This window comes from Providencia zhijiangensis (genome assembly GCF_030315915.2).
Lineage (GTDB): Bacteria > Pseudomonadota > Gammaproteobacteria > Enterobacterales > Enterobacteriaceae > Providencia > Providencia zhijiangensis.
This window is the reverse complement of sequence record NZ_CP135990.1, coordinates 2,218,502-2,241,182: the sequence shown is the minus strand read 5'-3', so window position 1 is coordinate 2,241,182 and position 22,681 is coordinate 2,218,502. Positions and strand designations below refer to the sequence as shown.

The 22,681-nt window shown below is 43.8% G+C and carries 18 protein-coding genes and 1 tRNA gene; 1 reads left to right on the top strand and 18 read right to left on the bottom strand.

Annotated elements, in window-relative coordinates; genetic code table 11:
* Positions 1-37: 37 nt before the first annotated feature.
* From QS795_RS10310 to QS795_RS10290, 5 genes are all read right to left on the bottom strand, one after another.
* Complete coding sequence (locus tag QS795_RS10310; RefSeq protein WP_286268593.1) at positions 38-868, bottom strand: formylglycine-generating enzyme family protein; 831 nt, start codon at positions 866-868, stop codon at positions 38-40.
* Positions 869-1,147: 279 nt separating this feature from the next.
* Entirely contained in the window at positions 1,148-1,987 is an 840-nt protein-coding gene (locus tag QS795_RS10305; protein WP_286268591.1) for a formylglycine-generating enzyme family protein, read from the bottom strand.
* 2 nt (positions 1,988-1,989) lie between these two features.
* Positions 1,990-2,823 (bottom strand): formylglycine-generating enzyme family protein, encoded by an 834-nt coding sequence (locus QS795_RS10300; RefSeq protein ID WP_318626461.1) that lies wholly within the window; start codon positions 2,821-2,823, stop codon positions 1,990-1,992.
* A gap of 59 nt (positions 2,824-2,882) precedes the next feature.
* Positions 2,883-3,764: a formylglycine-generating enzyme family protein gene (locus QS795_RS10295; protein WP_286268586.1), complete on the bottom strand. Its 882-nt coding sequence runs from the start codon at positions 3,762-3,764 to the stop codon at positions 2,883-2,885.
* 75 nt (positions 3,765-3,839) lie between these two features.
* Positions 3,840-5,678, bottom strand: a complete 1,839-nt coding sequence (locus QS795_RS10290) for a hypothetical protein (protein WP_318626460.1) — start codon at positions 5,676-5,678, stop codon at positions 3,840-3,842.
* A gap of 46 nt (positions 5,679-5,724) precedes the next feature.
* Between QS795_RS10290 and QS795_RS10285 the strand changes: the two genes are divergently transcribed.
* A protein-coding gene (locus QS795_RS10285) for an IS3 family transposase (RefSeq protein WP_166685554.1) occupies positions 5,725-6,893 on the top strand; the annotation gives its coding sequence in 2 pieces (ribosomal slippage) (positions 5,725-5,974 and positions 5,974-6,893; 1,170 coding nt in all).
* Here the strand turns inward: QS795_RS10285 and QS795_RS10280 are convergent.
* The 13 genes from QS795_RS10280 to QS795_RS10220 all read right to left on the bottom strand — a co-directional run bounded on the left by QS795_RS10280 (position 6,886) and on the right by QS795_RS10220 (position 22,496).
* Positions 6,886-7,407, bottom strand: coding sequence for a hypothetical protein (locus QS795_RS10280; RefSeq protein ID WP_286270483.1), 522 nt, complete (start codon positions 7,405-7,407; stop codon positions 6,886-6,888). The genes QS795_RS10285 and QS795_RS10280 overlap by 8 nt on opposite strands.
* Before the next feature lie 12 nt (positions 7,408-7,419).
* A complete protein-coding gene (locus QS795_RS10275) occupies positions 7,420-9,960 on the bottom strand; it encodes a type VI secretion system Vgr family protein (protein WP_286270481.1) in 2,541 nt (846 codons plus the stop codon).
* Positions 9,957-12,620: a type VI secretion system ATPase TssH gene (gene tssH, locus QS795_RS10270; RefSeq protein WP_318626459.1), complete on the bottom strand. Its 2,664-nt coding sequence runs from the start codon at positions 12,618-12,620 to the stop codon at positions 9,957-9,959. The genes QS795_RS10275 and tssH overlap by 4 nt, the downstream gene beginning before the upstream one ends.
* A gap of 212 nt (positions 12,621-12,832) precedes the next feature.
* Positions 12,833-13,324, bottom strand: a complete 492-nt coding sequence (locus QS795_RS10265) for an Hcp family type VI secretion system effector (RefSeq protein ID WP_006660409.1) — start codon at positions 13,322-13,324, stop codon at positions 12,833-12,835.
* A gap of 2 nt (positions 13,325-13,326) precedes the next feature.
* Positions 13,327-15,015, bottom strand: a complete 1,689-nt coding sequence (locus QS795_RS10260; protein ID WP_286270474.1) for an OmpA family protein — start codon at positions 15,013-15,015, stop codon at positions 13,327-13,329.
* 52 nt (positions 15,016-15,067) lie between these two features.
* Positions 15,068-15,724, bottom strand: coding sequence for a type VI secretion system protein TssL, short form (gene tssL / locus QS795_RS10255; RefSeq protein WP_318626458.1), 657 nt, complete (start codon positions 15,722-15,724; stop codon positions 15,068-15,070).
* Positions 15,721-17,058 (bottom strand): type VI secretion system baseplate subunit TssK, encoded by a 1,338-nt coding sequence (gene tssK / locus QS795_RS10250; RefSeq protein ID WP_318626457.1) that lies wholly within the window; start codon positions 17,056-17,058, stop codon positions 15,721-15,723. The genes tssL and tssK overlap by 4 nt, the downstream gene beginning before the upstream one ends.
* Positions 17,059-17,080: 22 nt before the next feature.
* Positions 17,081-18,625: a type VI secretion system contractile sheath large subunit gene (gene tssC, locus QS795_RS10245; RefSeq protein WP_154603551.1), complete on the bottom strand. Its 1,545-nt coding sequence runs from the start codon at positions 18,623-18,625 to the stop codon at positions 17,081-17,083.
* 19 nt (positions 18,626-18,644) lie between these two features.
* Positions 18,645-19,142: a type VI secretion system contractile sheath small subunit gene (gene tssB, locus QS795_RS10240; RefSeq protein ID WP_154603552.1), complete on the bottom strand. Its 498-nt coding sequence runs from the start codon at positions 19,140-19,142 to the stop codon at positions 18,645-18,647.
* A gap of 522 nt (positions 19,143-19,664) precedes the next feature.
* Positions 19,665-20,207, bottom strand: coding sequence for a YcxB family protein (locus tag QS795_RS10235; protein ID WP_286270469.1), 543 nt, complete (start codon positions 20,205-20,207; stop codon positions 19,665-19,667).
* Positions 20,208-20,347: 140 nt separating this feature from the next.
* Positions 20,348-20,424: transfer RNA gene (locus QS795_RS10230), tRNA-Pro, on the bottom strand.
* A 107-nt stretch (positions 20,425-20,531) separates the two neighbouring features.
* Positions 20,532-22,247: an LPS biosynthesis-modulating metalloenzyme YejM gene (yejM, locus tag QS795_RS10225; RefSeq protein ID WP_154603554.1), complete on the bottom strand. Its 1,716-nt coding sequence runs from the start codon at positions 22,245-22,247 to the stop codon at positions 20,532-20,534.
* 21 nt (positions 22,248-22,268) lie between these two features.
* Positions 22,269-22,496, bottom strand: a complete 228-nt coding sequence (locus tag QS795_RS10220) for a YejL family protein (protein ID WP_108477939.1) — start codon at positions 22,494-22,496, stop codon at positions 22,269-22,271.
* Positions 22,497-22,681: the final 185 nt, after the last annotated feature.

Sequence of the window (22,681 nt, the reverse complement as noted above, 5' to 3'; positions counted from 1 at the left end):
ATAATTATGCGACTACAGAGCCGGGTACTTAACCTATTTAAGGGTTTTCAACACACCGAAACCCTTCACCAAATTCATGATCAGGGAGCCTACCTCCTCGAGTTATCGTCAATGTGCCGTCAACACTGCCACGATAACCGCGGAAGGCTTTCTTCGTTTCGGTTTCCGGTCCTTGCGGATTTTCTTCAGGGGAATGTTGATAATAATCGTCACTATACCAATCGTTGACCCAATCCGTTCCATTGCCCATCATGTCATACAGCCCGATAGGGTTGGGGGCAAAACTCCCTACAGGAGCAGGCCAAATAGTAAAGTTTTGTTTGGAGTCTCCATCATGATACAACTTATTATCGCTGTTACCGAAAATCAAAAATTGCCCGCCACTGCGGGCGGCATACTCCCACTGCGCTTCGGTCGGTAAGTCGGTTTTTTTGCCACTTAATTCTCCGATCCATTGACAATAGTCTTTCGCCTCTTGCCACGATACTAACGCAGGATAATTATCACCTAATTCATCCTTTTTGATATATGGGTTATTCAATACATCTAAGTAGTAATCTGTTTTATCACGCCCTTGCAAATCGAGCCAACGATTAAACTCCCCCCAAGTGACCCGGTATTTGCCCATCTTAAAATCGTGCAATGAAACCCAGTGTAACGGTCGGGTCGACGGGTCAAGACTATACGGCAGTTTATCTTCCACTAACGGTCCAAAATCCCCCATCTGAAAACGCCCGCCGGGAATTGACACCATATTCGCCATTGAAGTTTCGCGTAACTGCGCAGCATCCTGCGCTTTTTGTCCGTCATCACACCCCGTCACTGACCCTATTAGTAAGGGAACACTCATCCTCCACAACATTTTCATTACCCTAACTCCTTATCGTTCACAAACACGCGCGTACAACTGTCCACATACACAAAATCGATTTGCTTTAACGGGATCTGTTGATTCACATCCGAATTTCGTTGAACCTCAAGGCTATCCGGGAGATGTTGATACAGTGCCGCCAGATTTTGTCGGTAATGGCTTGGTTCAATCCGGATCTCGGGCGTGGGTATCGTGATGAGCGGGACCGATCACAACATTTTCAATTGTGCGACGAAAACTGTTGACTCGACTTCACAGGGTAGGGTACTTAACCTTTTACAGGTTTTCCACACACCGAAACCCTTCACCAAATTCATGGTCAGGGATTTCACCTCCTCGAGAGATCGTAGATGATCCATCCATACTGTCATGGTAGCCACGAGTCACTTTTTTCTCGCCACTCTCAGGGCCTTGAGGATTATCTTCGGGTGAGTGTTGATAATAATCTTCACTGTACCAATCATTCACCCAATCAAGCCCATTGCCCATCATGTCGTATAGTCCGATAGGGTTCGGTGCAAAACTGCCGACAGGTTTTCCCCATGATACAAAGTTTCGCTCAGGATCTTGCTCATAGTGCATCTGATTATCACTGTTACCGAAAATTAAAAATTGCCCCCCACTGCGAGCTGCGTATTCCCACTGGGCTTCGGTGGGCAAATCCGTTTTTCTACCGCTCACCTTCCCTAGCCATTGACAATAAGCCTTTGCATCCTGCCATGAGACTTGCGCCGGATAATCATCCCCAAGTTTATCTTTTTGGGCGTAGGGGTTATTCAATACATCGACGTAATAATCAGTTTTATTGCGTCCTTGCAAATCGAGCCAACGATTAAATTCCCCCCACGTCACCCGGTATTTTCCCATCTTAAAATCGTGCAATGAAACCCAGTGCAACGGTCGGGTTGAAGGATCACTGCTGTACGGCAATTTTTCATCAAAAAGTGGTCCAAAATCCCCCATCTGAAAACGTCCGCCGGGAATAGGCACCATATTCTCCATCGAAATTTCGCGTAACTGCGCGGCATTCTGCGCTTTTTGCCCGTCATCACAGCCAATTAATCCCCCAAAACTAATCAGTAAAACAGTACGGTATGTTTGATTAAAGAATATCATGGCTATTTAGTTACGGGTTGGATAGGGGTTGGAGATTGGATTGCGCAGCGAAAACCTCGCCCTGTGCTCATTATCTCTGTTAATACAGGAGGCATAGCATAGCGTTCAATATTCTGGTTATCCATAAAATTAGTACCCGCAGAGCCTCGAGTTACTTTGGTCGTACCCGATTGAGGGCCTTGTGGATTTTTTTCGGGAGAAACTGAATAGTAGTTTTCATCGTACCAGTCATTGGTCCAATCCCAGCCATTGCCGATCATATCATATAACCCTAGGGGATTGGGTTTACGTTTATTTAGTGGAACATACTGCTCTGAGGATGGATCAATAAAGTCGCCAAATTTACCATTGTCACTTGAGTAATTCAAAAATTGACCTCGACTACGAGCCGCATACTCCCATTGCGCTTCGGTAGGTAAGTCAACCGGTAATCCACTTTGTAGCCCAATCCACTGGCAATAATCTTTAGCATCTTGCCAGTTAACAGAGGCGAGATAATTATCATTGGTAAATTTTTTCATCGATATATAGTCTATTTGTTCTTTCAGTTTTTTATAATTATCGGGCAGAGGTTTTCCCATGATATCTAGCCATTGCAAGTATTCGCCCCATGAAACCTTACTTTTTGAAATGCTGAAACTATCGAGGGTTACATTATGGGTAAATTTATTATCCTTGCTAATACTATAAACAAAATTGGATTTACCATCTTTACCACCAAAATCTCCCATTAAAAAAGTTCCGCCCTCAACAAATACCATATTATTTAAAGTGTTATTGACCAGTTGTTGAGCTTGTTTTTGTTGTTCTGCGGTAGGCTGCTGATCACAACCCATTAATAGCCCGAAGCTCATTAGTAAAACAGTACGGTATGTTTGATTAAAGAATATCATGGCTATTTAGTTATGGGTTGGATAGGGGTTGGGGATTGGATTGCACAGCGAAAACCTCGCCCTGTAATCGTGATATCGTTTAAAACTGGTTCCATAGCATAACGGTCAATATTCTGGTTACTTAAAAAGCTGGTACCCGAAGAGCCCCGAGCAACTTTAGTGGTACCGGATTGGGGACCTTGCGGATTTTTTTCGGGGGATACCGAATAGTAATTTTCATCGTACCAATCATTGGTCCAATCCCAACCATTGCCTAGCATATCATATAATCCTAGGGGGTTTGGTTTACGTTTATTTAGTACAATATACGGTTCGGAGGAAGGATCAACGAAAGTACCAAATTGACCATTATCCGTTGAATAACGTAAAAATTGACCTTGACTACGAGCCGCATACTCCCATTGCGCTTCTGTAGGTAAGTCAACTGGTAAACCACTTTGTTGCCCAATCCATTGGCAATAATCTTTAGCGTCTTGCCAACCAACGGAGGCTAAATAATTATCTTTAATAAACTCTTTAGCGGGGGGATACCGTGTCCACTCTTTTATTGCAATATAACTTTTAGGTAACGGCTTATTTGTTAAATCTATCCATAATAGATATTCTCCCCAGGAAACTTTACTTTTTGAGATACTGAAACTATCGAGGGTTACGTTGTGGGTAAATTTATTATCTTTACGTGGACTGTAATAGAGGGTTGAAACACCATCTTTACCACCGAAATCCCCCATTAAAAAAGTTCCGCCCTCAACAAATACCATATTATTTAAAGTGTTATTGACCAGTTGTTGAGCTTGTTTTTGTTGTTCTGCGGTAGGGGTGTTATCACAAGCTGTAAGTAAAAAAACAAGAGGGATAGTGATATGGAATTTAGTGTGCCTCATTTAATATTGCCTTTTGAATTGTAATGAATTTTCTAATTAAATTTAAAAGAAAGTTAGTTTATAGGGAAAATATAATTAACTATTACCATATAAATTTTCTTTCCAATTGACACCATCTCTAGACCATAATGTGCGGCTAGTCACATCGGAAACTGTAATGTACTCTTTAAAAGGGGTTCCATTATTTTGTTTAGCTAATTTTTCATTAGGTAATTTATCTCTGAGCGTACCAAAAATTTCTGCATAGCGACTTGCTCTAGAGTATATTTTACCTCGGTCAGTGTAATGAGTTTTGGTCTCCTCACCTAAAGATAAAAACGACAGAATATATGTGGTATTGATAGGGATACTTAATTTAGAACCATCAGGTACGGTACTTAAGTGTTGAATAATATTATCAAAATCGCGTTGTGATTGAGCCCATCGAAGGATATACAGAATGGCGCGTTTTCTGGTGCTAAAAGTTCCATCTATTTCACCAGGGATTAATTTATGACTTTGCCCATAAAAATGATTTTCCCAAAATTCGTGCTCTAAAAGAGCAGCAATAACAGCCCCTTTTGTTTCTGGGGGTGTAAATTTAAAATCATCACCATTATTTTTAATAATGGCAGCCATTAATTTTTCTCGATTTTTTTTATTTTGCCAAGCAGTTTCAAAATATCGAGTTGCATCATATAAACCTTGATAAATTGCTATGCCTGCACCCATAGCAATTAGGATTGGTAATTGACAAATAGCTAAAAAATCTTTCTCAGTGATGATTTTTAGCATTTTTATGTAATCAATATCACGTAGCATATGAACAAAGCATGGCATAAACTCTTCCATAATTTTATCCATATTTACTTCAAAAGAGAGGTGACCTCCGGCTCCAGCTCCCCAACATAGCTCTGCATGCGCAGTAAGGTATATTTTGCCATCTAGAACAGCTATAGCAAATTGTGCAGTTGCACCTGCTCCCATCATAAAATCTGTTCCTGTTGCTACTTTAGCAATAGAACAGAAGCCATCAGTTTGTTCATATTTTTTCCGTTGGGCAGGGGTTAATTCTGGACTTAACCAGAGAAACTCACCAGCCAACTCAACACCACCTTTAACGCCAACAAATACACTGGCTTCCGAATTCAAGCCAAGAGCATCTGCAGACTTGGTGATATCAGATCCTTTAACATCGCTTAATTGAATGCGATTATTATCTGTTGTTGAAGATTGAGAGCCTCTTAAACCCTCAGTTGAAAGATTCACACTTGCTTGTAAGCCAAAGCTGGCTCCTAACATGCCAGCTAATGTGAGAGCGATATCAAATCTAAAAGCTCCCATCGACGCCATCATTTCTTTGTAGCTTAAAGCGCCAAAGTCACCAATGACCCGGGTTGTGGACTTTGGATTTCTTGTCGGGTATAAAAATTGAACACCTTGGCGGTTTGGTAAGTGAATTCTTCCTTCCGCTTTTGCTTCTGCAAATGCGAAGTTGCCATAAATATTGGCTTTAGCTTGTGCTTTTCTATCTTTATTTCCGCCAAGGGAGCCATTGGAAATTTCGATATTGCCATCACCTCCGTAACTCCATCGCATGATTTGCGCTTTTTTATCAAAGGATGCATATTTTGTTTTAGTTGGCGGTGTTGAGTCCAAGCTTTTATTAACGTCTTCTGCCCACTTTTGGAAGCTTCCAGCCCATTCACCGAGTGTTCCGCTATCACCCTCTAATTCAAAAAGTTGATATTTAAAAGCAGGTTCAATTTCCTTTAATGCTTCTTTTAGTTGCTCAGTATCAACTGCTAGTTTTTCTGTTTGGTTTCCATTTGTATCTGTTTCTATTACCCGGTTAATTATTTTTTTCTTTTCTTCGTTACTTATATCACTACGTTCTAATTTATGTACTTGTAGTGGTTTAATAAATTTGGCCACCTGAACAGAGGTGATATGCTCACCTCAGAACAACACAGGTGCCTTAATGAAAAAACGAAATTTCAGTGCAGAATTCAGACGTGAATCAGCCCAGCTGGTTGTGGATCAGAACTATACAGTTGCAGATGCCGCGAAAGCCATGAATGTCGGGCTTTCCACCTTGACGCGGTGGGTAAAGCAATTACGGGACGAACGGGCAGGCAAAACACCGAAAGCATCCCCTATCACGCCGGAACAAATTGAGATACGTGAGCTGAAGAAAAAAATTCAACGTATTGAAATGGAAAACGAAATATTAAAAAAGGCTACCGCGCTCTTGATGTCAGACTCCCTGAACAGGTCTCGGTGATCGGGAAACTCAGAGCGCATTATCCTGTGGCCACTCTTTGCTGCGTGTTCGGAGTTCACCGCAGCAGCTATAGATACCGGGAAAACCGGCCTGACAATCCGGACGGCAGGAGAGCCGTATTACGTAGTCAGGTTCAGGAGCTGCACGGCCTCAGTCATGGCTCAGCAGGTGCAAGAAGTATCGCTGTAATGGCAACACACAGGGGCTTCCGGATGGGACGATGGCTTGCCGGACGGCTAATGAAGGAGATGGGGCTGGTGAGCTGTCAGCAGCCTGTTCACCGGTATAAACGTGGCGGTCATGAACACATTGCTATCCCGAACCACCTTGAGCGACAGTTCGCAGTGACAGAGCCCAATCAGGTATGGTGCGGCGACGTAACGTATATCTGGACCGGTAAACGCTGGGCATACCTGGCCGTTGTACTCGACCTGTTCGCAAGGAAACCCGTGGGCTGGGCAATGTCATTTTCTCCGGACAGCAAACTGACAACCAAAGCGCTGAAAATGGCATGGGAAATACGAAATAAGCCATCCGGGCTCATGTTCCACAGTGATCAGGGTAGCCACTATACAAGCAGGCAGTTCCGACAGTTACTGTGGCGATACCGGATAAAACAAAGTATGAGTAGGCGTGGTAACTGCTGGGATAACAGCCCGATGGAGCGCTTCTTCAGAAGTCTGAAAAATGAGTGGGTGCCGGTGACCGGCTACATCAGCTTCAGTGAAGCAGCCCATGCAATAACGGATTATATCGTCGGGTATTACAGCGAAGTCAGGCCGCATGAATATAACGGTGGATTACCACCAAACGAATCAGAAAACCAATACCGGAAAAACTCTAAAACCGTGGCCAATTTTAGTTGACCACTACAACTTCATGTTTGCCTTTGGCATCTATTTGATCGGAACGAACGTAGCGATATTTAAACCCACCGCTAGCTTGTACTTTGAGTAGCTCAACAATATTCAGATTGTCACTACCTGCACTGGAATCTAGTAATGAGCGATTTTTTTTATCCTCTTTCTCATTCTCATCAATAATGACAGTTAATGTTGAAACTATTTTATTAAGTTCATTTGCAGCTTGATTGTATTCTTCATGGCAGTTTAATAGCTTATTAACGAACTCGTCGGAGTTTTTTTCTCTTTCTTTTAAAGATGTGCTATCGAGTAAGTTATCAATTTGAGCTAAGCGACTATGTTTATTTTTTACGAGCGTACATAAATGCCGGCTTTCTAATTCAAGAGCATCATCTGGGACAAAAATTAATTCATTAGTATCTGGATGATAATAAAGATTAGGCTCGCTTGATGAGTAAGCATCTTTATTACTACCATCCACGTTATTTGTTTTCGATTGTGTTTGATTTTTTTGCATAATTATCCACCGTTATTCAGGCTTTTCTTTGTCTTTATTTCTATGAGTAATAGCAGACAATTTTGTAGGAATTGCTGTAATAATATCGAGTGTTTTCCCTTCAGCACTTGATGTTCCTGTGAAAACCTCTCCATCTTCTGTCGTCACGGTATAATCGGTATAAGGTAAAATTTTGTTTGAGTCTTTATCACGTAAAGTGAATTGTTCACTAAATCCGACAGGAATTTCGGGTGGCGTAGATGAAAAGCTAGTAGCCCCCATTTTTTGAACATTGGTTGTTTTCAGTAAAATATTATTTGGGCTACCTAATTCAATATTTCCATCGGAGATCTTGATATATGCCCCACCACAGTTCAGAATAATCTCTTGTCCTGCAGTGATATGAACCTTGCCATCAATCGATTGAACTTTTAAATCTTGTTTTGATAGAAGTGACATTGCATCATTTTGAGCTTCAACATCAATATTTCCATATTTTGCAAAAACTTTAATACCATTATGTTGAGCATAAATATTGGCATCATTTTCTGCGTTGATAGTTAGAGTTTTATTTGCTGATAAGTTGATAGATTTTGATGCAGAGATAGCAATGCTTTCTTGGCCTGAACCGATGCTAATTGGTTTTGGTGTGAAAACACCAATTCCTTCAGGTGCATGGACTAATAATCCAGGCGCAGTAAGTTGCGATAAATTATTCTTTAGTTGCTCTTGCGCATCAAGATCACTTGCTGCCGTTCCGCTGATTTCCGCTGAATTTGATAAATTTCTAGCAATCGATAATGCTTGCTCTAGTTGCTGTATTGCCTCTTCCATCGCCAACACGTCACCACCAGCTTTATCCTGCTTATCGGTGGTAATGAATAACCCTTTACCCGCGCGAATTGCGCCCCAGCTGTCAGTACGTAACTCAAAACCGTCGCCGCGTTGTTCGCGCTCGGCGTTGACCAAATGCCCCAGGTTTAACTGGGTTTTTCCGCCATACTCGGTGCTGAGCTTAATATGCTCTTGCCCGCGTTTATCCTCCATGCGCAATTTGTTATTCGCAGGCGTGCGGATCACGTTGCGGGTGTTATTTTTATCCGTAACGTGGTCGGGGTGGCGAGAATCATGCAGTGCGTGGGCGATGTAAGGGCGGTCTGGATCGCCCTCATGGAAGGCGATAGCGACTTCAGTCCCTTGAATCAGTGGGAAATGCATCCCATAAGTATCACCCGCGTAAGGTTTCGCCAAACGCACGGGCATACTTTCATAGCCCTTGGTTTTATCATCACGATCTGCGTCGAATTTGACCCAATAAAACCCATGTTCATTTTGGTGAGCATAAATGTCGTGGTCTTTTGCGCTGGTGACACGCGCCATTAATGTTCCGGCAATGACTGGGCGCGGTTTTAGTGCAGGACGCCAGCACAGTGATTCCGTGTATGGCACGGCGTCAAAACGGACGGTTAGCGCTTTATCTCGGCTGGCGGTAAAGCGTAGGCGAGTAATTAAAATCGGCGATTTGAATACGCTGGGTAACGTCGAACTGAGCGGGTTATCTTGAATACTTAGCACTAATAATGGTGTCAGGTCTGCTGCGCTACTTTCTCCGCGTAGTAAAGTCTGACGCGCTAAAAAGCGCTCGTGATCGAGTCTTGCCCAGAAGTTAGCGGTTTCGGTTTCAGGGCGAATTTTATCCCCTCGGGTCAGGTGGCGGGCTTTATAGTGGTAAACATCGCCGTAGTTAGTTTTTTCGCCGTCGCCGCGCGTCATGTCCGCGACAGCGGAAATCAACGTATCTTCCGCCAGTCTGTGGTTATAATCTTTGGCAAAAACAGTACTTTCAACTACTTGATGACGCAAAGATAATCCCCAAACACTGTCAACATGGTTATCGCTCAGCCCAGATGGGCTATTTAATGGCAGCGTTTTGTCATACACATAACCGCGTTGACTGTCCGTAAAGTGGAGTACCTCGGTTTGGGTATCATCTTGTAAACCAAAGCGATAAAAAATACCCACTTCACTAAGTAAACGCTCAATAAATTGGCGGTCGCTTTCGTTAATTTGGTTGATTTGTTCGCGTTTTGGGTACGCTTTGTCGAGATGAAATTCGAACTCCCAGCCTTTGAAATTATGTTCACGCAGGATCTGTTCAACCACATCAGGAATGGATTGGTTGATAAAGAAACGGTGGCTGCGAATCTGATGGCGCAGTAGCGCAAAAAAAGGCTCGATGACTAACTGGTAGCGCGCTTCATCCGCAGAACCAGAGAGACGACGAAAATCCGTCACCACCCCATGAACACGCTTGGCAACGCTCGGCTGAGTGGCGAGTCCCATTACGTTATTTATCGGCGCAGAAAATGTCAGGCTGGCATTACGGCGCAATAATTGTTGAGCAGAAAGATCTTGGGCGGAACAGGTAAACGTAATTTGATAACGATAGATATCGCTAGCGGCTTCACGGCCCGTAAAATGTTCAACGTCCAGTAAATCTGAGCAGCCTTGCACTTCTAGGCGATAGCGGTTTTGTCCTTGAAGGAGGTTTTTTGCTGTATCGAGTAGGCTCATGGATTTATCTCCTCAATATCACTGAAACTCAGGGTGATCCCGTCTTCTTCGCTATAACCCAAAGTTAGGCTTTGTGCTTGCTGGTGGTTAGCTTGGCGCATGAGTAATTGCTGGCTAAGTACTGGTAAAATCTGCTGATTCAGCAGGCTGTCTATATTGCGGGCGCCGGTGTCAGGTAATAAACAGGCGCTCACGAGCGTGTCATACAGCGCTTCTTCGATAATGCCTTCAAGCTTGTAGTGGGTGTAAAGACGCTTAATGACGCTGCCCAGTTTCATTTCAACAATTTGGCGCAGAGCGACAGGGCCTAATGGGCGATAAATTAAGGTTTGGAAGCGAGCGAGTAAAGCAGGTTGGAAGTGGTCACGCAAAGTTGGGCGCAGCAGTTCTTGCAGCTCGCCGTCGGTAGATTCAGGGAACTCTTCGAGTTGCTGCATCAACAAGTCACTGCCCAAGTTGGCTGTCATTAAGATCACGGTATTACGAAAATCAATTTCACGACCTTCGCCATCGCGCATAAATCCACGGTCGAAAACTTGATAAAACAGGTTGAGTACATCGCGGTGGGCTTTTTCCACCTCATCAAGTAACACGACGCTGTAAGGACGCTTGCGAACGGCTTCCGTTAAAATGCCGCCTTGACCATAACCCACATAACCTGGAGGCGAGCCTTTTAATTGGCTAACGGTGTGGGCTTCTTGATATTCGGACATGTTGATGGTGATTAAGGATTTTTCGCCACCAAACAGGACATCTGCCAAGGCTAAGGCGGTTTCAGTTTTACCGATCCCGCTCGGACCCACTAATAAAAATACCCCTTGAGGGCCATTTTCTGAGGCGAGACCCGTGCGAGCAGCACGCAGTCGCTGTCCAAGCCCCTGTAATGGGCTTTCTTGACCCACAACGCGTTTACCTAGCGAGTCTTCTAACTCCAGCAGTTCGGTTTGTTCGTCTTTTAATAGGCTGGATAATGGCACGCCTGTCCAGTCGGCGATGACAGTGGCCACAGTTCTAACATCCACATCGGGGGTGATCAGCGGTTCATTTTGTTGAACGAGTTCTAACTGTGATTGGATATCGCTGACATCTTGGGATTGGCGACGCTGCTCTAAGAGCTCGCTGATAAGGTTTTTTTCTTGCTCAAAACGTTGTTCTAACTCAGCCAGCTGTATGGCGATTTGGGCATCTTGAGTGACTAATTCGCTCAGTAGGGATTGGTTGGTGGTGTTGCCAATCGCCAAATCATCAAGGATCGCTTGCTGTTCAAGTTCTAATGCATTGCGCTTGGCTTTTAAACGGGTCAGTTCTTCAGGGAGCGTATCGAGGCTCATGCGGATACGGGCGCTGGCGGTATCGAGAAGATCCACGGCTTTATCGGGGAGTTGACGACCTGTTAAGTAACGGCGAGATAAGGTGACGGCGGCTTTGACCGCATCATCGGTAATGTGAACACCATGATATTTTGCGTAGCGCGGTTTTAGTCCACGCAGCATTAAACAGGCTTTCTCGTCATCTGGCTCATCGACTTTGACGATTTGGAAGCGGCGTTCTAAAGCGGCGTCACGCTCGAAATATTGCTTATATTCAGACCAAGTGGTGGCGGCAATCGTACGCAATTCACCACGGGCAAGGGCAGGTTTGAGTAAGTTAGCGGCATCAGCGCCACCGGCTTGGTTGCCTGCGCCAATGATGGTATGGGCTTCATCGATAAACAGTAAAATCGGAGTAGGAGATTGTTGTACGGCTTCAATCACGTTTTTTAGGCGCTGCTCAAATTCACCTTTGACGCCAGCCCCCGCTTGCAGTAGCCCTAAATCTAATGTGCGTAATGATGTGGTTTGCAGGCTGACAGGAACATTACCTTTAACGATACGTAGGGCTAAGCCTTCCACTAACGCGGTTTTCCCGACACCCGGTTCGCCCACGAGAATGGGGTTGTTTTTGCGACGGCGAGACAAAATATCCACCATTTGACGGATTTCATCATCACGTCCAAAGACAGGGTCAATCGCGCCTTCGCGTGCTTTTTCGGTCACATCCACCGTAAATTTATTCAGCACGGCGAGTAAGGCATCATTCAGTGTGTTACCGATGACATTCGGTGCTGGAGTTTCGTTTGTTGATTGCGTTTCAAGTGGTGCTTCTACTGGCAAAGATTGATTATGCGCCGCAAGTTGCTGAACTTCAGGGCGTTCATCGGATTGCGCATCAAGCATCGGTCTTAAGCGTTGTAATTGTGTGATGCTTAAGGTCATTAATGGCCAAAGGGCGTCGTTCGGAACTAAAGAGGGTTGCTTCACCATCGCCGCAAGAATATGGACGCTGCGAATGTGCTCGATATCTTCATCCAATGAAGCAATCACCCATGCGTTTTGAATTAAGTTTAGGAGTGATTTTGAGAGGGAGGGGCGGCTATGGATAGAGCGGGGTAGGCTGTCGATTTCTGTTAACAGGCTTTGCCAAAGTGCAGAAATATCCCACTCATAGCGGCGCGCTAACACAGTGATATCATTTTCTCCTAGCTCAAGCAGCTTGAGTAACCAATGTTCGATGGTAACCTCAGCATGGGCGCGTGTTTGGCACAAGGAAGCTGCTGCCTCTAGTGCATTTGCACAGAAAGGGTTTAGGCGACGCAATAACATAACTGAAGAATTTTCCATGTTCTCTCCCTAGATAATCTGGTGGATATCAATGTGTTTAGGCACGCTACCGCCCTTAACCGTTAACCGAGGTTCATAAGGTGATATTCGCGATGGGAATGCGCGGTTGAAAGCGCGTATAGCTTGTTTAATGGCAAAATGTGTTGTGTGTGAGTGAGGTTGCGCAAGAGGCGCAAGAAAAAAGCAGACGCCGAAACGCCTGCTTGTCTTAATTAAGCGGTAGCACGCTCATTCCAAGAATCGGAATGGATGATGTTGCCGTCTTTGTATGTCCAAGTGATTTTTTCATAGCGCAGCTCAATCTCTTCGAGATGGTTGTGCTTTTCTTTACCTGGATCTTTGATGTCGTGCATTTTTGGAGCGACTTTCACGACTTTGACGTTTTCAAGTTTGGTGTTGAAATATTCGACTTCTTGTCCTGCGTCATCAATGCGATACCATTTGAATTCAGCTTCTTTCAAGGTTTGACCCGTGGTCACAGCCTTGTAAAGATAAGGGCTTGAAGCATCAATTTCTTTAACGAAAATGAATGGCGTATGGATACGAGTACCTGTTAATTTACCGGTATTGTTATCCGTTGGGATGTACAGGTTATGGTCTTGAGCAACCACTTCGATGCTGCCTTCACGGTCTTGTACGTCGACAGAACCTTTAATTTCAGCACCGCCATCATCTTTCAGCCATAAATAAACTGGAATAGCCATAACTACTTCTCCTTTCGTGTGGAATGTGTACCACCATCCATCGATGGTACGGTGTTGACGCCTAATATCTGACAAGCTTCAGCTTGAGGTATCAGGCGAATTTCTACGCGGCGATTGCGAGCTCGTCCGTCAGTGGTGTTGTTGTCGGCAACGGGGTTATTTTGCCCGTATCCCTGCACAGCAAAGCAGGTTGGCGAGATATCGCTGGTTTGAATCATCCAATCACGGACAGACTCTGCGCGTTTTAACGACAGTTTTTGATTTTGTTCTGGATTCCCGGTGTTATCGGTATAGCCAGAAACCATAATTAACCAGCCGGGTTTGGCTTTGATATTGAGTAACGCATCAACTAATACTTTGGTCGCGCCTGTTTTGAGTGTGTATTGCCCAACATCGAATAAAGACAAGCTATCCAAAGTGACAATTTGAGGTGGTGCAGTCGGCGCTTCAGGGGCGATTTCAGGTTGAGAAGGCGCCCAACTTCCTAGCAGAGTATGTAAGTAAGGCAATATTCGATTACCTTGATATAACGCTAAAGAGTAAGCGCTTGGGATCCCTTCACGCTCCCAGCGTGCAAGCTCAGCGGCATCACCTTGGAGCTGCTGATAAGCGGTCAATTTTGGTGCGAGTGGAACATCTGAAAGCTGAGAGAAACGAGCAATATCTTCACCAATATGGCGAATGAGTTGTTGGTTGTGGTGGTAGCTGCCGACTAAAGCACCCACTAAGAAAATCCCAAAAATAGCGCCAATTGCACCGAGGCTTTTTTCCGTTCGGCTTAAGCTAATATCATGATGTAATCGGCGTAGCATGACATCCGGCAAAGGGAGTAAATCCGTTGTTTGTACTGAGGAGCGTAATGGCAATGTGGTTTTTTCTTGGATGAATTGCTGCCATAAATTGTTCGGCTGACTAGTGATATCTATCCACTGAATGGCCCATGCTGAAGGGATTTGCTTCGGTGCTCCAGCTTGAGGCAGGGTGAATTGAGGCACTAAAACCTGGTTTAGCCAACTTTGTAAGGTGTCTAGCCACAGCGAAAATTGCAGGCTTTGTTCTGACTGTCCGAAATGCGTAGGTAGCCACACGGAGTAAGGGACCGACATCGCGCCTTCTTGCTCTACTTGAAATTCAGTTTGGTGGCTGAGTAACGTCATCCAAGGGGTATGTTCATCATCAACATGTATAGCGGTTTCAGCGTGATGAGGTTTAGAAAGGTATACCGTTACCCAAAATGGCAATTTAGCACCGATTTTTTGACGGCCTTCTCCAATCGCTCGACGCCAATTGAGTAGCGCTTGTGTCAGGGTTTCTTGTTGGGTCAGTTGCTCGGGTAATACAACGTAAAGTAAGGATAAGTGACCCGATAGCGAAGGGGCATATTCCACCAATGCGGCAATCAGTTTAACGAGCTCTGTGGGCGCGGATACACGAATGTACCAACCTTGATTTGTTTCTCTGTGTAATTGGTCATCCAGGAATAGTGCTTGAGATTGACCACAGACTAAAATGACAGGCCCCTGATAATTATCAGTAGGAAATGCACCCGTATAATCATGTTCAGTGGATAACACTTGGCGTCGTTGTTTATATTGCCAAAACAACATTCCCCCCGTCAGTACTAAGACGAAGACGGAAACAAAAATGGTGACACTTTGCCCTAGAGACCAAAATCCCCAGAGTAGCCACAAAAAAGCCCCGTAGCAAAAAGCGTCAGACACTGTTTGATTGGATTTTGCATGCCTATCCTTGTGTCATCCACTGTTGTAGTAAATGTTCTAGCGAAGCACTAAACCCCCACCACATGGCGGCGAGTATTAAGATGCCACCTATCCAACCAAACCAGTAAAGTTTACGACGGCTAAACCGTAATTTAGGTTTTACGACGAGAGGTAATTCTGACGCGATCAGATAGTCTGGAAGTTGAACATTGAGTTGAGCGACGATGCGCTCACGTTCTGGCGCTTCTTTTTGGCGAAACTTACCGACAAATCCGAGGGTAAGTACGCGATGAAAACAGAGTAATACGTCAGGGTTAGGGGCGGTTTCATTCAAAATGCTGCGTAGGCGATCCCAAAGTTTGTCTCCCGCTTCTAATGTATTGAAGTAGCGCGCTTGCAAAGGAGACTGGATCCATGTGTTGTAGCCATCATCTTGGTGTTGGCGATTCATCACAGATTCATCAATCAGGGCACATTGAGCGTATTGCATATGTTCAATGGCGGATTCAGGGTAGCCATGTTCGAGCAGTTTTTGACGAGTGTCATCAATGAGTTGGCAAACGCGACGATAAAAATTATCCCCTTGAGTGATGGCGGTGCCTTGATGCAATTGACAAACCATCAGCCAAGTTTGGGCGAAGATCATGTCGATAGTATGGTGCGATGTTGTATTGTTCATGAGCGAAGTACCGCAAACAGCTCTAATTGAATGTCACCTAACGTGCTCGGAACATAGAACGCACATTGCCCAGAAGAGAGCATGGCTTGACCCGCAGGTGTTTCAATATCTAGCGCAAAATATTGATTTTCTAAGCGAAGAGGAACCGCCGTTGGGACATGACTGAGCGGTTTCAATGGAATACCATTGAGTGCCACATTAACGACGTCCGCCACATCATCACTGCTGCCCGCTTTGCAAAGGAGTGGAAATTGGGCGATCAATAAGTGAGCAGGCAATGATGAGCGAACCGATAAGTAAAAATCGGCTTCTTCACGTAATCGACCGTCATGGAGTTGACCTTTCCAGAATGGACCTTCTTTCGCCAATTCAATGCTAATCACACGAGAAGGCAAACTGGCTTCAAGCAGTGTATTTAACAAGGCAAAAAGAGGTGGGAAAACGAGTTCTGGCTGCTCATGTTTGTATAGCGGGATATCTTCCAGCTTACTTTCTAAAGAAAAAGTTAATAAGCTGCCCGCTAAACGAGCTAGCTCTCGATAGAGTAATTCAGGATGACGATGTAATGCGGTGCTGAGTTCATTGAGGACCGGCTCGGCACTATTCAGTGAATTCAGTAACCAAAATAGTGAAACATCAGCGACCACAAAGTCGGCCATTTTTTCATTACTTTCGCGACGTAGCGCCATTAAACGACGGCGCTTAGCCACTAAACGGTGCATAAACTCAGAAAGCCGTGTTCGTAATTCAGCACTTCCTTGACAGGAAAGTAAGGGTGGAATGAAGTGGCTATCAAATTCCCACATCCCTTGAGCGTTGCGAATAAGGCGCGCAACAGGGCAAGTCATGTAAGCCTCGTTCTCATCATGAGCAAAACGCAGTGTTGCCACGTGACGTAACACGGCAATGTCTGTTTGTTCATGCCCTAATAAGTCTTGAACTTTAACCCATTCTTGGCTAAATCGACGTGGGCGATCGGTTCCTGTTTCAGGAACTAAGTTTCCGCCATTGGCTAGCATTAAAGGCAATGCCAGAACGATATCCAATGACTGGCGATCCGCATAATCATTGAGGGATAATACCGGAGGAAGGGCATCAGCTAAGGTTGTGTCAATCAGTGTGCCATCGTGAAAGCGCACCACGATTTTTTGGGCGCTTACGCGAGAGAGCGTTAATGCACTGACATCAAACTCGGTACTAATGACGCCCCACGTGGAGGCGATACCCATTTGTGCGACCACTTCAGCAACATGACCGTCCCAACGGGCTTGCTGTTGAAATTGCTGAGGGGCCAAAAAGGCCCCGTCTGTCCATAGGGGACGGTAGATTTTCATCCTGAATGACCTTTAATAACCGTTAGGCTTTTGCTTTAGGCATTTGTGAAACTAGCGATAAATCAACATCCATACCTTCGACTTGGAAGTGTGGAACTGCGTACAGTTTCACACGGAAGAAGCCCGGGTTATCTTCGATATCTTCAACAACCACTTTTGCATCACGCAGCGGGTGAGAAGCTTGTAAATCATCACCAGGATCGGTCATTTCAGTCACTAAGCCACGAACCCAGTTGTTGAGTTCTAATTCAAGTAAGCGTCTGTCTTTGGTGGTACCAATGTTTTCGCGTTGAATCAGCTTCAAGTAATGGGCGATACGGGACAGTAAGAAAATGTATGGCAAACGAGCGTTGATACGGCTGTTTGCGGTGGCATCAGCCGTATCGTATAACGCGGGCTTCTGCGCCGAGTTAGCAGAGAAGAAACAGGAGTAATCACGGTTTTTGTAGTAAGACAGCGGGATAAATCCAAGATTGGCGAATTCAAATTCACGGGTCTCTGGGATCATCACTTCGGATGGAATTTTGACCTGACTGCCCGTTCCTAAATCAAACAGGTGGATTGGGAGATCTTTAACAGCACCACCGGCTTGAGGTCCACGAATTTGGACACACCAACCATTGTTGATAAAACTTTTAACCATGTTGGCAGCAAAAGCAAAGGTGGCGTTGGTCCACAGGTATTTCTCGTGGTCTGGGCCTTTAACTTCTTCAACGTAGTTGAAGCTACGAACCGGTACAGTATCTGGGCCATATGGCAGACGACCAAGCACACGAGGCATAGTTAAGCCGATATATCGAGCATCATCAGAGTCACGGAATGATTTCCATTTGATGTACTCAGCGCGGTCAAAATAGTTGCCAATATCTTTGATTGCCGCCACTTCTTCCATCGTCTCTTTACCGAAGAATTTTGGTCCTACAGAGCCGATAAATGGCATATGTGCGGATGCTGAGACTTTGGAGATGCTACGCAGTAAGGCGATATCTTGCGGGCTACGGTCAAACTCATAGTTAGAAATCATTGCTGCGATAGGTTCGCCACCTGGGGTGTCATATTCCGCAATGTAAGTATGGTGATAAAGGCCGCTTTGAATGACTTCTGGGCTATCTTCGAAATCTTGGCGTAAATCGTCTTTCGCAATATCTAGCAGTTCAATTTTGACGTTTTGACGAAAATCAGTGCGGTCAACCAGGAATTTCAAGCCACGCCAAGTGGATTCAACTTTTTGGAAGTCTTGGTGGTGCATGACTTCATCCAATTGTTGGCTGATTTGCTTATCAAGTTCAGCAATATGATGGTCGAGCAGGTTTCTATCTAAACGCTCGACTTTTTGACCTGATGATTTTAAACGATCGAGGAAGACCTGAACGGCGACAGTGACGCGTTCGTCAGCCGTTGCATCTGCCAAGGCTGCATTGTCTTGGAATGCGTTAATATCACTGATTGATGCGACTGGCGTTAAATTGATTTTTTCGAACAAAGAAGCATAAACACCTTGATTTGAGGTGTCATCCAGCACAGTTGTTGCGCCTTGAGTTGATTCAGTTTTTACAGACATCAGCATAATCCTTTAATAATCCAAATTAATCTTTCTTCGGTGCTAGCTGTGCTAGCTCTTCACGAAGTTCATCACTGAGCTCTGGATCTTTAAGGATGTTTTCCAGTTCACGGCGGAACGTTGCGTTATCGAGGAGATTAGATTTCAGGTCACGCAGCAAATTGCGCATAGCTAACATTGCGCGTAGTTGAGGAATTTGACGGGCAACTTGCTCAGGCTCAAAATCTTTCATGTTTTTGAAAGAGAGGTTGATGCTTTCTTCACTTCCATCACCGGCAAGGGTGTTTTTCACTGTGAGATTAATGGCCGGTGCAAATTCAGTGAGCACACTATTAAAGTTATTTTTATTGATATTAACTTTTTCGCGCTCAGATAATGCTCGATTATCTTGTCCATTGCTGTAATCACCAACAGCTAATAATTTAAGTGGTAATTCCACTTTTTTCTGCGCACCACCCGTGTGCAAGTCTAATTTGATATTAACCCGAGCCTTCGGTACTTCATTTTGGAAGCTATCTGACATTTTAGGAGTCCTTTAGTGGTATTACTCGCTTTAAATATGAATTATTGGTAAATGAAATATATTCTTCAACTTTAATTTGGCTTAAATCAGTTTGCTATTTTATATAATTTTAAGGCTGATAGATCAAGGTTTCTAATGGATATGATTTTATGTTTGAGTGTGACGTAACGTATTTTTACGTATTAGCAGCTATTTAATTAATTAAAAATTATTTAAAATCAAAGCTAATGTGTATTCATAATGAAAGTGAGTGGATTTTTTGCAGGAAATTTTGATAGTGAAAATAGAGATTATTCTTAAGGAATTTAGAATATATAAATAATTCTACACATAAAGAGAGTGATATCGGACGATAATATAGGCGAACTACTATTCGTGGAGTTATTTCTAGTTTTTAATATAAATCGTTAATTAAAGCTAAAAATAAAGTGTAAAAAAATGTGTAGCGAATATAAATTACTCGCAAAATTTAAAATAAAGTATAATGGATGATTATGCTAAATTAATTTGGTTTACTAAGATTTATTCCGGATTATTTGAAGAATAATTTTGTTCAGTGAGGTATTGCACAAACTTTAGATAATTTTCGTGTGAATCAAACGCTCGTTTTGGGAAAATAAAGGCGCTAGTTCTATCAATAAATAGATAATGTGTATCTCCATTTTGTTTTATAAAACGCATTGAATTCCAATTGTAATGCCATAAACCATAAGCACTCTCAATGTGTAATCCATTCTCATCTGCCGTGAATGTTTTTGTGCAGAAAGTCGAGCTATCTGCATCAGGAATCGCTTTGTTCAATGTTTTAAACAAACGTATTGCAAAGATGGCATAAAGTAATATCGCCATCAGAACAGCGACAACAAATTGCCCCATATTAAGCTCGATATCAAAATGCTGGAGTAAGGTGAATACCCCTCCCATGATGGCAAAGAAAGCCAAATAGAGCAGAGTATAAGTGAGCAAGCTGCGGTTTTTGGGTAAAAAGTAGTTATTTTTATGGCAGTATCGGCTAAAGGCGATAAATTCTTGGCGTGATAATGTAACGGTGACGGATAGCGACATACTGTGTCCTTAATAAAAGGTTAAAAGAATAGTGTCTATTATTCCGATAGCGATGCAATTTGGCTATCAGATAATGGTCAAAGAAAGGGAAGTATTGAATAACAAAAAGCCAACCGAAAAGGCTGGCTTGAGTGGGAATTTGGTCGGCACGAGAGGATTTGAACCTCCGACCCCGGACACCCCATGACCGTGCGCTACCAAGCTGCGCTACGTGCCGATTAATGAATACATGCCTTTACAACAAGGGCTTTAGGCAAAAAATATACTACTCAAAACATGGGCAAAATCAAGAGCAAACCCAGATGACTGATTGAAATTTAAGCGCTAATTTTCATTGAAACGTTTAAGTTCAGTGAAGATTTTCAGTAGCTCAGCAAGGTCTGGTTTGTCGTCAGTCTGCTCGTTGCCTTGTGGGTCATAGATATTAAATTGGCCATTATGATCCATATACATGGTCGCGCTGTTGGTGGTAATGACGACATCGCTTTTATCGCCGGTGATCACCCACGGATAAGTGCGCTGCGCACTGAAGAGATCTTCACCTTGGCTGTAATCATCAGGCGGGTTATTGACATGTAACACCCGCTGCATGAGGGTGGTCATTACGTCTTGATGGCTAGTCAGCTTATCAATTTGTTGTGCTGGAGTATTCGGCCAGTAGATAAATAACGGAACTTGCATACTGTCACGGTTAAAGTGTTTCTTATTCACCCAATCAGTCTCTTGCGAACCGTTACTGTTGTAGTTTGCTGTGATCACCACAATGGTATTGTTAAGCTTGTTCTGGCTCTTCAGCGTATCAATGACTTGGCTGATTTGGTTATCCGTTTGATTACTTCCCGGCGCTCCCTTGATGTTTAAGAATGAGAACCAAGGTGAGCCATGCTTCACGTTATCCAGCCATAAATTCCACTGTGCAATAGTTTGTTTGTCACTGTCCGATGCTTTTGTCGGCAAAGAGTAGTCAGATAAAATCGCTTGTCGGAATAATGGTGAGCTAAACCCATCAGTGGAGAATAAACCAAACTGATAGCCTTGATGTTGTAAAGCTTCAACCAAGACAGAAGGGTGGCGACCATTGAGAATATTATCAATATAACTTGATGAAATACCGTAGAACAGCCCAAATAGGGCGGTATCATTGCGTAACCCAGAAGTATAGTGATTGGTAAATTGGGAGCTGATATTTTTGAACTCTTTCAGTGAGTTCATTTGGTTTTGCTGAGAAACATTACCTAAATCATCGACAACCAATAAAAGTAAATTGTAACCCGTACCTTGGTCTTGGTAGCTAAGTGGCTTCAATGGGTACTGAAGTTTTAGTGCAGTTGGGCTACCTTGCTGGAAGACACGATTTTGATGTGCAGTTAGGTCAAGTAGCCCATATTTATCAAGAAGTTTGCGCGCTGTCATTGGTTGAGACAGCGGGTAGTTATAGCGTTGCATCGTGATCGGGCGATAAAAATTGGCATCCGCCCACGCATACATTAAATGTGACATCACAAATGTTGCGATGAATAGACCTGCCAGTGGGCGCCCAAATGTTTGTCGGCTTAAGCTGCGTAGTTTTTGCCAGCTCCAGGTCGCAAATAGCATCTCAACCAGAAAGATAATGGGGATACTGATGAACATCAGTTGCCATTCGCGTGCCATTTCACCTTTGGCGGGGTTAATCACTAAATCCCAAACCTGCGGTGTAAGATGGAGGCCAAATTGGCTAAAAACGCGAATATCAAAGAGTAATAAGGTGAGTCCCGCAGTGGCTAGCGCCACACAGATAACCCTCAACAATCGTTGGGACATAACGATAAAGGTCAGTGGAAAGATGATTAGCAAGTAAGTGGCGAACACCACGAAACTGAAATGACCCAACCAACTGACGAAGGCATAAGCGCGACCAGCGAAGGTATCTGGCCAGTCAAAAATAAACAGATAGCTGCTACTTAGCAAAAGGCAAAGTAGTATATTAAAAAGTGCAAACCAGTGCCCCCAACCAATCATGTTGGAGACTTTATCACGGTAGCGCTGATGGGTGACCATGCTGTTTATTTATCAACCAAATTAGTGTGATTTATCTTCTTGTACAGAAGAAAGTAATGCATTGGCAAAGGACTCTGCAATCATTTTACGCTGAGCAGGGGCGACAGACGTATTGAGCAGATTGGTAACCATGTTACCAAGTACCATTAATGATAGATCAACGGGAGTATGGTTTTTTTCTAACACACTAACAAGGTCAGACAGTAAACCTTCAACTTTTTCATCACTATAGCGAGATGATTGTGGCATAAATTATGACATCCTAAATTAATGAAAGCTCCATATGATAGCCCATTGTGGGTGACTTTTCTTCTTTCTTTAAACAAATTTTCGTTTAATTGATAATAATGTTTATTTAGATCACCGAAGTGGATAATAGTTCGCCATAAAAGTAATAAAAAAATGGCGGTTAACGGTTTCAGTTGCAGACAAAT

What these genes read in the sequence shown, in the direction of transcription:
- tssL (WP_318626458.1), bottom strand. Translation starts at nt 15,724, where the DNA reads ATGAACAATACAACATCGCACCATACTATCGACATGATCTTCGCCCAA.
- QS795_RS10295 (WP_286268586.1), bottom strand. Translation starts at nt 3,764, where the DNA reads ATGAGGCACACTAAATTCCATATCACTATCCCTCTTGTTTTTTTACTT.
- QS795_RS10265 (WP_006660409.1), bottom strand. Translation starts at nt 13,324, where the DNA reads ATGGCTATTCCAGTTTATTTATGGCTGAAAGATGATGGCGGTGCTGAA.
- tssC (WP_154603551.1), bottom strand. Translation starts at nt 18,625, where the DNA reads ATGCTGATGTCTGTAAAAACTGAATCAACTCAAGGCGCAACAACTGTG.
- QS795_RS10235 (WP_286270469.1), bottom strand. Translation starts at nt 20,207, where the DNA reads ATGTCGCTATCCGTCACCGTTACATTATCACGCCAAGAATTTATCGCC.
- tssK (WP_318626457.1), bottom strand. Translation starts at nt 17,058, where the DNA reads ATGAAAATCTACCGTCCCCTATGGACAGACGGGGCCTTTTTGGCCCCT.
- yejM (WP_154603554.1), bottom strand. Translation starts at nt 22,247, where the DNA reads ATGGTCACCCATCAGCGCTACCGTGATAAAGTCTCCAACATGATTGGT.
- QS795_RS10280 (WP_286270483.1), bottom strand. Translation starts at nt 7,407, where the DNA reads ATGCAAAAAAATCAAACACAATCGAAAACAAATAACGTGGATGGTAGT.
- tssH (WP_318626459.1), bottom strand. Translation starts at nt 12,620, where the DNA reads ATGGAAAATTCTTCAGTTATGTTATTGCGTCGCCTAAACCCTTTCTGT.
- QS795_RS10300 (WP_318626461.1), bottom strand. Translation starts at nt 2,823, where the DNA reads ATGGGTTGTGATCAGCAGCCTACCGCAGAACAACAAAAACAAGCTCAA.
- QS795_RS10305 (WP_286268591.1), bottom strand. Translation starts at nt 1,987, where the DNA reads ATGATATTCTTTAATCAAACATACCGTACTGTTTTACTGATTAGTTTT.
- tssB (WP_154603552.1), bottom strand. Translation starts at nt 19,142, where the DNA reads ATGTCAGATAGCTTCCAAAATGAAGTACCGAAGGCTCGGGTTAATATC.
- QS795_RS10220 (WP_108477939.1), bottom strand. Translation starts at nt 22,496, where the DNA reads ATGCCACAATCATCTCGCTATAGTGATGAAAAAGTTGAAGGTTTACTG.
- QS795_RS10310 (WP_286268593.1), bottom strand. Translation starts at nt 868, where the DNA reads ATGAAAATGTTGTGGAGGATGAGTGTTCCCTTACTAATAGGGTCAGTG.
- QS795_RS10275 (WP_286270481.1), bottom strand. Translation starts at nt 9,960, where the DNA reads ATGAGCCTACTCGATACAGCAAAAAACCTCCTTCAAGGACAAAACCGC.